The 12972-nt window shown below is 34.2% G+C and carries 9 protein-coding genes; 3 read left to right on the top strand and 6 right to left on the bottom strand.

Annotation, left to right across the window (positions count from 1 at the left end; genetic code table 11):
- Positions 1 to 70: 70 nt before the first annotated feature.
- Positions 71 to 2656: a DUF4955 domain-containing protein gene (locus tag ICJ83_RS05755; protein ID WP_188229425.1), complete on the bottom strand. Its 2586-nt coding sequence runs from the start codon at positions 2654 to 2656 to the stop codon at positions 71 to 73.
- 440 nt (positions 2657 to 3096) lie between these two features.
- Here ICJ83_RS05755 and ICJ83_RS05750 point away from each other — a divergent pair, with 440 nt between their 5' ends.
- Genes ICJ83_RS05750 through ICJ83_RS05740 form a run of 3 tightly spaced genes read left to right on the top strand, consistent with a single transcriptional unit; the run spans position 3097 to position 5639 of the window.
- Positions 3097 to 4425 carry a tyrosine-type recombinase/integrase gene (locus ICJ83_RS05750; protein WP_188229424.1) on the top strand — a complete coding sequence of 443 codons (1329 nt, stop codon included), beginning with the start codon at positions 3097 to 3099 and terminating at the stop codon, positions 4423 to 4425.
- Positions 4418 to 5131 (top strand): hypothetical protein, encoded by a 714-nt coding sequence (locus ICJ83_RS05745; protein ID WP_188229423.1) that lies wholly within the window; start codon positions 4418 to 4420, stop codon positions 5129 to 5131. Before ICJ83_RS05750 ends, ICJ83_RS05745 begins: the two co-directional genes overlap by 8 nt.
- A 52-nt stretch (positions 5132 to 5183) precedes the next feature.
- A complete protein-coding gene (locus ICJ83_RS05740) occupies positions 5184 to 5639 on the top strand; it encodes a hypothetical protein (RefSeq protein WP_188229422.1) in 456 nt (151 codons plus the stop codon).
- Positions 5640 to 5975: 336 nt separating this feature from the next.
- Here ICJ83_RS05740 and ICJ83_RS05735 read toward each other — a convergent pair whose 3' ends face one another.
- The 5 genes from ICJ83_RS05735 to ICJ83_RS05715 are packed head-to-tail and all read right to left on the bottom strand — an operon-like array spanning position 5976 to position 12961.
- The gene (locus ICJ83_RS05735; RefSeq protein WP_188229421.1) at positions 5976 to 8252 is read right to left on the bottom strand and encodes a glycosyl hydrolase family 95 catalytic domain-containing protein; all 2277 of its coding nucleotides are present in this window, start codon (positions 8250 to 8252) and stop codon (positions 5976 to 5978) included.
- 35 nt (positions 8253 to 8287) lie between these two features.
- Positions 8288 to 9733 (bottom strand): sulfatase, encoded by a 1446-nt coding sequence (locus ICJ83_RS05730; protein ID WP_188229420.1) that lies wholly within the window; start codon positions 9731 to 9733, stop codon positions 8288 to 8290.
- A 35-nt stretch (positions 9734 to 9768) separates the two neighbouring features.
- A complete protein-coding gene (locus tag ICJ83_RS05725; RefSeq protein ID WP_188229419.1) occupies positions 9769 to 10485 on the bottom strand; it encodes a DUF459 domain-containing protein in 717 nt (238 codons plus the stop codon).
- 11 nt (positions 10486 to 10496) lie between these two features.
- Positions 10497 to 11900: an alpha-L-fucosidase gene (locus ICJ83_RS05720; RefSeq protein ID WP_188229418.1), complete on the bottom strand. Its 1404-nt coding sequence runs from the start codon at positions 11898 to 11900 to the stop codon at positions 10497 to 10499.
- Between the two features lie 5 nt (positions 11901 to 11905).
- Positions 11906 to 12961, bottom strand: a complete 1056-nt coding sequence (locus ICJ83_RS05715) for a glycoside hydrolase family protein (RefSeq protein WP_188229417.1) — start codon at positions 12959 to 12961, stop codon at positions 11906 to 11908.
- Positions 12962 to 12972: the final 11 nt, after the last annotated feature.

Raw genomic sequence — 12972 nt, 5'->3', positions numbered from 1 at the left:
ACCCTCCTTGTTGAAAAATTTTTCAACAAGGAGGGTTGTGTTTATATTAAGCCATTGTGAAAACCAATGATTACATTTTCACCAACTTAAACGTTCTAACTACTCCTTCTCCTATTAATTTTAAAATGTAAATACCTACGGGGTTGGTTTCATTAACTACAGTTACATCAACCTCATTCATATCTTTTATCTTTTTACTAACAACCTCCCTTCCAATTACATCCGTTATCTTCAGAGTTTTAAAATTTGCGTTCAAATGTCTTAATTTAATTTGTGAAGTGAATGGGTTGGGGTAAATTATAACGTTATCTAAACTCCTATCAGTAGTACTTAAAGATGACCGATCAAAAACTCGAAATTCCAAAATACTTGCCCAAGTACCACTGTATGAATCAGCTCCTGTCACTGTAATTTTTATATATCGGGCTTTAACAGGGACAAATTCATCAGTAATTGGATTGTTTTGAAATCCTCCCTCCGTATTACTGCTTTTATCGACAATTTTGTTATAGGAAGTTTCTAAATCAGACTTAGCTTCAATAGTATAATGATAAGCTCTGTCTTCAAAACACACTAGTTCAGTTTTGTAAATAGTTTTAAGTGCTCCTAAATCGACTTCAAGCCATTGTGGAAAGTCTTCGGCAGACCACCTTGTATCAAAATCACCATCTACAGCTGCAGTACCAGGGTTTTCTATTTGAGGTTCACTGGATACTACTACATTTTTATTTAGAGCCACATTATTGACATTTACATTTGAGGTAGCTACAAAACTACCATCATTGGTAGTTACAGTAATAATAGCAACTCCCGGAGACCATGCGGTAATCCTACCTTCTGAATCTATGGTAGCTACCGTTTCATTATTTGAAACCCAACTTACAGTTTTATCATCAGCTGTTTCTGGCTGCACCGTAGCCTCTAAAATAGCTTGTTCGCCAATAGTTAAATCTAACACTTGCTGAGACATTTCTACTCCACTAACTGAATTAATTCTCGTTACCCAATTAGGTAAATTACCATTTAACCTATAGGCTAATTGTGCCTCATATAAAGACTCTTCATCGACATGAATTCCTGGTGACTCATTTTCTTGAAACTGATTAGGTTCTTCAGACATAGTAAATCCTTTTAAACCTGAAATAATAGGCATTAAAAATTTAGCATACTTAGTTTCTGAATTTGGCCTCCAGGATTTTACCTCAGTACTTTGGTAAGATACACCTTCAAAATTCCATAAAACCAAATTTTTTAAATGGTTTGGTAAAGCTCCTGTAGAGCCCCCCATATTAAAGAAGAACCCGCCTTTACAGACATCAAATAAATTGGCGCGCGGCTGACTGGCGTGAACCTCCATTCCGGAATTACCATTAACCGGATTTTCATTTCTCCAAATTACATTTCCTATTGATACTGCATTTAAACCGCAACCATGCCAAATACCTATTGTACTATCTAAATTTCTACCAATTAAACACCCAGTAGCTGAATTTGTACTAATATAATTGTGTCCAGGGTTTCCAGTATATTCATTATCTAATGCAGAACAATATCCTGAAAACTTAAACTGTGCTACCTGTGACATATTCGAAAATTCAACATTAGTAATCCACCCATTTACAACATGATTGAATTGAATACCACTCCAACCAGACGAACTCAAATAAGCATGAGGTCCGCCTACTGGTTCGCCAGGGTATAATTCCTGAGGAGCTCTATGATGGATATGTTTCCAAACAAACCCTCCGGTATATTTTAAATCCTGAATTCCAACTTCTTCTAAAACAGCAAAATTATTTATTTTCCAATTATAGGCAGCATTAATGGCTCGGTGTATAGGTTCTTTAAAAGTAATAGTATTAGTTGTTTTTCCAACTACTTTATGAATTTCCCGTACCTCTACTCCATTATTTACTAGTTTTAAATTCTGGGGTTCAAAAAGATCTGCGCTGGTATAAGGAGCTAATTCTTCGGCTATAAATGATGACGATGAATTTTTCACATACAATTCTATCCACTGCCCTACTGAAATATTAGAAGTATTAGCGACATTAATGGTATAAGTTTCCCTTTCAGCATTTTCTGTAACATCAGTTATATAATTATTTACCGAATCCTCATTATTAGTAAACTGAATTAAGTAGGGACATACCCAATCTTTGGTTTCCATATCAGGATGCGTGGTATTATCTTTTTGGTACAATTCTGTACCGCCATCACCAGAGCCACTACCTTTAATTACAACGTTACTTTTAGTTACTTTTATTATTTCAGATAGATTATCCACATTTGCATCATTAACTATAAATCGCCCCGGTGGAAAAAATACTACCCCTCCATTTGGATTTTGTTCGGCTTCAGAAATCGCTGCCATAATCGCATCTTTGTCTGAAACATTGTCATTAGCTATAGCTCCGAAATCAGTTACATTAAAATAGGTTTGTGTAAAAACCGATGGTAATCCTCTCTCTCCATTATGATATCCAGCATAACTAAAGTCGGGTAATATAGGTATATAATCATTATTAGGGTCGGTATCCTTTCGATTATCCATCGAAGCTTTCCAATTTTGATATAATGTACTTGGGTTTTGTGCTATACCGATAGCGGGAAATAGAAAAATGATAATTAAGAATTTAAAATAATTTAAAGCCATAATAACGAATAGTTTTGAATCTACATGCAAGTTATTTACTTAAAAGCTTCTACAAAGGGGGGACATGGCTCTATTATAGGGGGAAACTGATCAAAATTTAATTTGTAATTTAAACCAACTTATTCTTTTCTTAATTAATAATGTCTTTAATCAATAACACATAGACTTTTCTGAATAAGTTGTGAATTAATATTTTAGATAATTTTTTTTTATCTATAATAAAAACTAATTTGCATTCAAATAATAAAATTTAACACAAACATGAACACGTTTGTGAACACGATTATAAGAAATTGGGCGCTGTGAACCCCAGTAAATGTGTTTTAGTGAACACGATTGTTGAGTTCATAACCCGGAGGTCGCGGGATCGTGCCCCGCTCTCGCTACAAAATGTAATCAATTCAAAACTAACGGTTTAACCTTTGTTAAACCGTTTTTTTATGTTTACATCTAAACAAATCCTTACATTTGCATACGAAAGTGAATACGAAACTGCATACGATTTGTCCCAAAAAAAGAATTTCACAGCTCCTAAAATTTACACTGCAAAAGGTGATTTAAGTAAACGTTGGTACGTTTATTTTTCATTTCGAAATCCAAAAACAGGAAAATTAAAACGTGTTACACCCTTCTATGGCGATGTTAATAAATACAAAACCAAAGAAGAACGCATGGAAGCCTTAACGATTTACAGAAAGACGTTAATAAAACTTCTAAAACTAGGTTATAACCCTTTTGAAGATAACACGGAATTATACAACAAATTAAATTCTAAAAAAGAGACTTCAGAAACCAAAACGAAAAGCACAAATAATACAAAGGCTGAAGAAAAGAAAACCGAATTGGTAGAAGCTACTAGTATGCCTATTAAAGAAGCTTTCGTGTTTTCTTTAAATATAAAAAGGCAATTACTAAGTAAAACGACAACCAGAGGATACCAAAACCGTGTCGATTCTTTTGTAAAATGGATAAACGACAATGTGCCAGAGGTAAAAAACATAAATCAACTTAACAAAAAGCTCGTTTCCGCATTTTTAAATGACACACTACAGCGAACAAGTGCCCGCAACAGAAATAATTATAGAACTGACCTTAGTAGTTTAATGCAGGTTTTAGAAGATAACGACATTATTGAAGTAAACTTTATCAAAAAAATTCCTGTTTTAAAATCAACCCCTGAAAGAAATAAAACCTATTCGGTAGAAATTCAGCAAGCAATTTTTAAGCATCTACAGGTTAATGACCCTATACTATTATTGTATATAAAGTTTATATCTTACAACTTTTTAAGACCTATTGAAGTTTGCAGAATAAAAGTGAAGGATATCGATTTGGTTAACCGCACCATTCAATTTAGAGCCAAAAACAGTCCATTAAAGACTAAAATCATACCTAAAATTTTATGGAATGATTTGCCTGATTTATCTGCTTTAGATAAAGAAGCAATGCTGTTTACACCTGAAAAGATTGGAGCCGATTGGGACACTGCCATTATTAATAAAAGAAATTACTTTTCGAAACGCTTTAAAAAAGTTGTCAAAGACCATTTTAATTTAGGCACAGATTATGGTTTATATAGCTTTAGGCATACCTATATTACTAAACTCTATAGGGCACTGGTAAAAGAATCCTCTCCTTTCGAGGCTAAAAGTAAATTAATGCTTATCACGGGGCACTCAACCATGGCTGCGCTAGAAAAATACCTACGAGATATTGATGCTGAATTACCTGAGGATTATTCTGAAATGTTAAAATCCAAACATGACTAAAATAAATTTACAAGAGACATATTTTGAGCTACTAAAACATTTGTGGGTTGATTTCATATTTTTCTTTCCAGATTCACCGTTACTTTTAGAAGCTTTTAAAAAAATCGATTTTTTTGCCAATAAACGTCATTTTAATACGGTTTTTGTGCTGGATTACCATAAAGGCCCTATCCTATTAACTGAAGATCGCGACAATTCAAAAACCATTTTTAAAAATGCGACTTTAGAACAGAACATGTTCGAATTGCTAAAGAAAAAGAAAGAATTGGAAGCCATTGAATTTGAATATATATCTGATAGGTATTTAGAGCAAATAGAAACATTAACCTATATAGCCAATTGGTTAACTATAAACCTTAATACTTTTGTAAAATGTGATAGTCAAATTACTGGCCTTTTTAAATTACAGCAAACCAATTACCAATCGCATCTAAATACGTTTATCAAACATTTCAGCTCAAAAACAGATATAAGAATTGACCATAATCCTGAACTTGAAAATTTACTTAAAACCCATTATACCCATTTAAAAAATGTAATTTTTAAGAAACAAAAGGAAGAGTTGAATTGTAGTTTATCAGAAGGTAAATTAACTAGTACAGAATACACCATAAAAACACGTTCTAAAATCAAAAAGCAACCACCTATTAGTGCAGAAAAAGCAGAAATCAGCATCTTAAAAAGTGTTTTTAAAGTTGGCATTTAAATAAAATAAATTATATTTATACGTAAATTTAACGTTTAATTTACGTATAAATATGAAAAAAATTGAAATTTGCCAACATTGTGGGGATGATTATGTTCCTAAACGACGAGGTGCACAAAAATTTTGCAGTGGTTCTTGCAGAAGTAGGCACTGGTATGAAAAACAACCGCAAAATAAAGTCGTAGAGAAAAATAATTTACCGCAAATTTCAGAGGAAAGCTTAACTCCCTCTGAAGTAAAACCAGAATATCATCCCCAAAAAGTAAAAATGAGTTTTGCTGGAGTTGGTAATGCAGCTGCTGGAGCGGCAATAGTAGAAATTGGAAAAAAAATGTTCACATCTACACCAAATATTCCAGCGACCAAAAAAGATATTCAAGAATTAAAAGATCTGCTCACTACGAGATATTTTCCTATTAATAATTTACCATATGATTATATTGGTAGAGCACCTTATTTTGACATAGAAACTGGTAATGTGGAATATTTTATAGAAAACAACAAGTAAGACCAAATCATATATTCCAAAACGCTTTTCGTAGCTAGACAAGAAGAAACGGATTACCTTTTATTCTTCTATACCTAGGTTTTGGGGACTACCATTTGTTTTAATACTAAGTAGCAATGTTATTGTTTTCATCTCTAATTTTTATTATCTAAAATCATACCTATTCTTTTATATTTATTTAGGAAGTCCAGTGCAGATAACTTTTAAAATCATATATTTCAATAAACACAAAAAAGTATTTTTTCTATCTGTGAAATCACAGAAAGGGTTGCAATCAAAAGATTCAACCCATTCTCCCCTATTTATTTTAACAATTTTTTTTAATCTTTTATAAACCTAACTCTGAGTAAGTTCTATTTCTTGCCCCTCTATAGTTTCAATTATTATAATATCATTTTTTATATCATATTCGGCTCCATTTACTTTAAAACTATCATTATTAAATGGATTGTATAGTTTTAATTCTCCTCCTTTTTCTGACTTAATTTTGACAGAAACCACAGTTCCGTTTATTTTTTCTGCTGAAATTAAAAATGCTCCAAAGGTCCTCAGATCATTAAAACTGACGTCTTTCCAACTTTTAGGAATTGCTGGAAATATATTAATGATACCGGTATGACTCTGAATCAGCATTTCTTGAATTCCCGCTGCAAATGCAAAATTACCTTCCAAAGTAAAAGGGCGATATAAGAATTTCGATTTACCAGTTTTAGACTGATCTCCATTGACATGAAATGTATTTTTCAAACAAAATGAACTAGCAAAGTCACGCAAATATCTAGCAGCTCCTTCACCATCTAAAGCTCGCGCTCTAATGTTTCCAAACCAACTATATGAATAACCCGTCCAAAAATCTGGACCTACTTTCTCCAGCTTGTCTATTGTTGCTTTAATAATCTTTTGAGACGCTTCACCATCACTCCAATCTAAGTTCCCAAAAGGATGAATAGCCATAACATTAGAAAAATGACGATGAGAAATATTATATGGGTGTCCTTTGGCAAACGTTAATGCCCCTGTTTCATCCAAATCGTAAGCAGGAAGTTCCTTCCTTAAAGTTTCCCAATGTTTTGCTTCTTCTTTTAAACCTAACTCTTTAGCCATCTCTGAAGCAGCCTTAAACGCAAATGAAACACAACCTAAATCGTAATTAGTTATATCTTTAAACCATGCATTTATACTGTTGTCATAAATCTCAGGACTGGAACTTAGTGGAAGTGTTCTGATTCCATTCTTAACAATGGAAAATTCTTCTAGATGGGTCGCAACATCCTTTAAATAAGGATATGCTTTTTCTTTAAGAAATGTTCGATCCATTGAATATTTCCATTGCATGTAAAAATGATGACCCAACCAGGCAGAAACCGTCGGTGAAAAAGCATACTGAATCCACCCCCCCATTGGTTCTCCTATAAGAGTAGTTACTCCTGGTACATTTAATCCTGAGGTTCCATAGAATTTTTTTGTATAACTTTTATGTATAGCGCGTTGGTTCCATAATGTATTTAAATACCCCATACCCTGCTCTAATCTATTACTTGTATAGGCTGGCCAATAACTTAATTGTGTATTTAAATCATGATGATAATCTCCTTTCCATGGGGGTAATTTCCCATTATCTGCCGTCCATACAGCTTGTAAAGAAATAGGATAGGAATTATATCTTGTAGCTGACCCAAACTTATACATTTCATTATAATACTGCTTCTCAAGTAAGTCGTCAGGTATATTAATCGATGATAGTGACCAATAGTCTTTCCACCATTCGGTATGCTCTGTCTTTGCATTATTTATAGATGATGTTAAAGCGTCATCTACTATGTCTTCTGCCTTTTCTGATTCCATTGAAGATGTTATGGCCCAAACTCCAATCAGTTTTTCGTCCTCACGCTTCCATTTAACTGCAGTCTGGTAATAAAAGTCTCCCCAACCTTTTTGGTCGTAAACAATCTTGTTTTGAGTTTTAGTAACAGGACCTTGCGTATAACCCAATCTTGATAGTGAAAGACCAGCTACGGGGCCATCATCTTTTCCTTCTGATTTCTCATATACTGGGGGAACTAATTCAGGAATAAATGAATCATCTGCTCCTGTTACCACAAACCATCCTACGTTCTCTTTGGCATGTACAAATGTCTCCAAATGGGCTCCATTTTCCCAAATTACATGACAAACTGCATTATTTAATTGCAACCCTATCTGACTAACATTTCCCATCTTGGCTAGATTAAATTCTAAGGCTGCTCCTGGTAGTTTAGATGGGGCTGGGTTTTGATCATATGGAGCATCAAATGCATCTTGTACAGGTTTATAATTCTGTTCCAACACTTTATCATAAACCCAATTAAAACTAAATTTATCACTTTGGATATTTTCCATTGGACGCATATCCCACAAATCGACCCTATCTAGAGACATCCTAAGATTATTATCCTTTTGCCAAATCAAAGCTCCAATAAAGGCATTCCCAAGGGGCATACCTTCATCCCAAACTTTTGGTATACTATCAAAAACCAAATCATGTTTTGAAAATGATAAAACGTCATCTTTTTTTTCACATGATACAATGCTAATAACACCAATTACTAGCGCTATAACGTTTTTTAACTTCATAAATTTCTTCTTTTTAAATTACTTCTTTTATCTGTTTAGTTAGTAAAATAGGGGTTTGAGAAAGGCATGTGTGCATCTACATTTTGACGCCATTCATATAGTAATGTTTTTAACTCTTTAACTTTATCAGGATTCTTGCTTGCTAAATCCTCCTGTTCTTTTGGGTCATCATTAATATTGTATAATTCGCAATGCATATCTTCATAAAACTCTATTAACTTATACGCACCCATTCGCACAGCTCCGGAGGGTCTTCCGCCCAAACCACCACTATAATGTGGGTAATGCCAAAATATGGGACGTTCTTCAAATTCATTATTATTTAACAAAGGTTTTAAACTTAAACCTTCAACTTCATTATTTTGCGGAAATTCAATATTTGCTAAATCCAACAAAGTGGGATAATAATCTATGCCCGAAACAGGCGTGTCGCAGACTTGTCCTTTAAATTTTTGACCATATTTAATAACTAATGGAACGCGAATTCCTCCTTCATATAAATAGCCCTTACCAGCTTTAAGCGGTAAATTACTGGTTGGAATATTATCTGTACGATTACTTGTAGCCATACCTCCATTATCTGAGGTAAATACTACAATGGTTTTATCATCCAATTGAAGTTTTTTTAAGGTCTCTAAAACACGTCCAATATTCTCGTCCATACTTTCAACCATAGCCGCATAATGAGGCATATTTTGCTGTTGTTTTGTCCAAGTCTTTCCATTTTTAACAAAACCATCATCGGCAGTAGTTATGGTTTTTAACTTCTCCTGATATTTTTTAACCTTATCAGGTTTTCCTTGCATGGGTAAATGAACGGTATAAAATGAAAGATATGTAAAAAATGGCTGATTCTTATTTTGCTCTATAAATTGAATAACCTCATCTGTTAGGCGATCTGTTAAATATTCTCCTTCATAACCATCTATTAATTCTGGATTTTTATATGGAGAAAAATACCCGGCTGCAGGGTGTCCTGTTTTGTTCCCCCCTTTATTAATATCGAACCCTTGAAACTGTGGATAATATTTTTCATCTTCAGCCAGGTGCCATTTGCCTGCTATCATCGTTTTATAACCGGCATTATTAAAGCATTCTGCAATGGTATATTCTTTTAAATCCAGATATGGAGGAAAAGCATGAGACGTTAACTTTTGATCTTTATGTGGACCAAAACTTTTATTTCCTGGCAGATAATCTGTAAGATTTAGTTTGGCTGGCGTTTTACCCGTCATAATCGCCGCTCGTGATGGTGAACACACCGGACACGCCGCATAAGCATTTGTAAATACAGCGCCATTAGCTGCTAACTTATCAATATTAGGTGTTTCGTAAAAAGTACTACCGGTATACCCTAAATCTGCCCAGCCCAAATCATCGACTAGTACAAACAAAACATTAGGCTTAGTATTGGAAATGTTTTTGTTGCACCCAAAAATCAAAACCATACCAAAATATAAGATATTTTTAAAAATTTTCATTCTCATTTTCTTATTGATATCTATCATTTCTTTAATTATTTTATACCGTCGTAAACCAATTTTGCAATTGCCCGATATCCTTTTTTATTTGGATGAACTCCATCTTCTTCTGTAAAAAGCTCTGGCTTATGGTCAAGCGGCGTATTCAAATCAATAAACCCTAAGTTTTGTTCGATTACAATTTTTTTGACATAACCAATCAATTCCTGAAGTCTTGGTTTACGAATCGTTAGGCCATTAATACGCTCTTCCTTTAGTCCTGGAGTTTCTAACACCATTGGCGATGGCGCACAAATATAAATTTTCGGTTTTGATGGTAAAGTTCTTAGTTCTGCAATAAGATCTCTGTAATCTTGTTCATATTCAGATTTGTATTCCCAACACATTCTATTACCACATGTCCCCATACCACAAGTATCGTTTGTTCCCAAACTAATAACAATAATATCCGGGTTTAATGCTTTAATTTTATCCAATTGTCCCCATACCGTGGGCACTCCGTTTCTAATAAGGGTACAACTACCAACACCAAAATTCGATACCTCATAGTGGACTCCAAGCAATTCCTGTAATAGTGCCGGATAGGATTCTTTATCTCTATCATCCAAACGAGCTCCATAAGTTATGCTGTCGCCAACACATGCAACTTTTATTGTTTTAGGGTTGGCATTACAAGCCTCTAGGATATACTGCGCTAACAATACACCTATAAGCATACAAAGAATGGCATAAAAAAACTTTTTCTTTATCATTTTTAACTATTTTACTTATCCTGTTCTACATTAAAAATTTCCATTGATTGAATCTGAGCTTCGCCCTTGGATTCCAAAATACTTAGTTTTACTCGTGAATATTCAATATCATCGAAGGAATGAATAAATTTATGTCCGATACATGAACCTTCGAAAATGGGTTCCCACCCCGATTTTGTTTTACCTTCTAATTTAAACTTCCTTACACGTTCTCCTTTAGAAATATCTTCCTGTAAAACAATTTGGTTTATTTTTTGGGCTTTGCTTAGTCTAATATTAATTGCCTTCCCAGTCCCCGAAGTTGAAGCAATTGGCGTAGAAAATCTTCTTTTTATTTCGTTTCCCCATTCTTTCAACCTAAGAACATCGGGCTCAGGAAGCAGACCATCGGCGTTTGGGGTCAATCCAATAATTAAAGAGGTATTATGCCCCACACTGTTACAATACATATGCATTAGTTTATTTAAAGGATAAATACCTGCTTCATCTTCGGGTTCCCAAAACCATTCGTGCCTACCATTATAACCACGTAAGGGAGCATCGCTCATGGCTGGCATATAGTATTTTCCATTAGGGTCTCCCTCTTTTAATAAATGAAAATTATTTTTAAAAATCACCTCCTGATTCGTAGAATGAGAGTATGGAAACGTAAACGTTCCCCAACTCGGATAAGGTACTGTACCTGATTCACTACCTCCCCAACGAATATCTGCTCGTTGAGTATTATGATAGAAAATAATATCCTTTTGGTACTTCGTTACAATAGGCAATATATCCGCTCCACCCTTTTCTGGACCGTGAGCTCCTCCATCAAACCAAACTATTGCCAAATCACCATAACGAGACATAAGTTCTTCAACCATACCCTCGCAAACACGATTATAATGTTCTTGGCGATTCATTTCAAAATCATTGTCTCCATTTACCTTAAAGTCATATACTCCATAAAATGAATTCCAACGAATACCCACATAAATTCCGGGTTTAATGCCATATTTTTTACATGAATTTACAAAATCACGTACAAGATCGCCTTTACCGTCACGCCAATTAAGTGCCTTTAGGCAATAAGGATTTACATCACTTTGGTAAAGCGCAAATCCCGTTTCGTGAGTAGCTGTTAAAATAGCCATTTTAAAACCTGCATCTTTAATAGACTTTATCCATTGATCGGTATCCAAATGTTTTGGATTAAACATATTATAATCTTCTATAGGGGTTATTCGATTTTTAGCCTGATTGTATTTCAAACCGTCAAAAACATGAAGGTCGTAATGAAAGACGGCTACCAGTTCGGCATTTTGCCAATCTAACTGAGCTTTTGTGGGAATAGGTACAACTTCTTTAATCTGTGCCTTTAATATTGTAGTTGACAACAAAAAGAGACTCAATGCAAAAACATATAATTTTCTCATAATAATTAATCTTTTTTAAATTTTAACACATAGCTTACAGTACAGTCACCACCATAAACATTATGGCCCGACCCCACATACAAATACCATGGTTCGCCATTTTTTAGCAGAATCTGTGGGCGTTCAAACTTTGAATACTTTGGGTTACTTGGGCCATAATGAATGGTTACTTTATCTGCATCTATATTGGTGTAATGATTTATACGATGAAACCCTTTTTCGTAGGAATCAAAATTAATTCCATCATCAGAAGTCCAAAGTATTCCTCCTCCAGATTCTATCATTCCATGATTATCGGTTGTTAACAAGGCAAATTTCCCATTATACATAAATGCATAGCCATCCTCAATGTTTCGATCATTAACGGTTACTGGAAAAGGCATTTGAACATAAGGTCCTTCCAAATTCTCTGCAACAGCTAATCCCATTCGTGCCTTTTCCGATTTGAAATACAGGAAATAGCCTCCTTTTGGATGTTGAAGAAAAGCAGGATTATTAACCCCATTGCTTGCCTTATAATTCCAATAATGTTCATTTTTTGGAGTTTTTAATATTTTTCCATCTTTACCAGCCTTTTTCCAAGGACCACTCAAACTTTTTGAAGTTACCATACATATATATTGATTGGAGGGATGATCTTCAATACCATCATTAACGATATAAAATAAAACATATCCCCCTTTAACCTTATGAATAGCAGGGTTATGTGGTGCATATACTTTATGAATTGCAGGATTGCAGGGCGCTATATTATCTATATCTCCTTTTAAAACAATATCCGAAAAAACAAAAGGGCCTTCTGGCGTGTCTCCGATATAATGTGCAATTTCACTATGTGTTCTCCATCCCGGATCTACGTTTAATTCACATGGCCAGCGCGCCACAAAAAGATGAATCTTTCCGTCCTCACCTATAATGGGTGATGTTCCCCATATCGTATAACCCGGTTCATCGACTGCTGTCCCGACAAATTCTAATTGATCAGCAAAGGATTTTTTCACTTGTGAAAATCCATTTATTACCATAAAAAAAGTAATTAACCCTAATAAATAAGTCTTCATTTATAATTCAT

Origin of the sequence: Aestuariibaculum sediminum (genome assembly GCF_014596945.1) — a bacterium.
GTDB lineage: Bacteria > Bacteroidota > Bacteroidia > Flavobacteriales > Flavobacteriaceae > Aestuariibaculum > Aestuariibaculum sediminum.
The sequence above is the reverse complement of the archived record's forward strand: the minus strand, read 5'-3'. Positions and strand labels throughout refer to the sequence as shown.

Coding starts and splice junctions, on each gene's coding strand:
- ICJ83_RS05740 (WP_188229422.1), top strand. CDS start 5,184: ATGAAAAAAATTGAAATTTGCCAACATTGTGGGGATGATTATGTTCCT.
- ICJ83_RS05735 (WP_188229421.1), bottom strand. CDS start 8,252: ATGAAGTTAAAAAACGTTATAGCGCTAGTAATTGGTGTTATTAGCATT.
- ICJ83_RS05750 (WP_188229424.1), top strand. CDS start 3,097: ATGTTTACATCTAAACAAATCCTTACATTTGCATACGAAAGTGAATAC.
- ICJ83_RS05720 (WP_188229418.1), bottom strand. CDS start 11,900: ATGAGAAAATTATATGTTTTTGCATTGAGTCTCTTTTTGTTGTCAACT.
- ICJ83_RS05725 (WP_188229419.1), bottom strand. CDS start 10,485: ATGATAAAGAAAAAGTTTTTTTATGCCATTCTTTGTATGCTTATAGGT.
- ICJ83_RS05730 (WP_188229420.1), bottom strand. CDS start 9,733: ATGAAAATTTTTAAAAATATCTTATATTTTGGTATGGTTTTGATTTTT.
- ICJ83_RS05755 (WP_188229425.1), bottom strand. CDS start 2,656: ATGGCTTTAAATTATTTTAAATTCTTAATTATCATTTTTCTATTTCCC.
- ICJ83_RS05745 (WP_188229423.1), top strand. CDS start 4,418: ATGACTAAAATAAATTTACAAGAGACATATTTTGAGCTACTAAAACAT.
- ICJ83_RS05715 (WP_188229417.1), bottom strand. CDS start 12,961: ATGAAGACTTATTTATTAGGGTTAATTACTTTTTTTATGGTAATAAAT.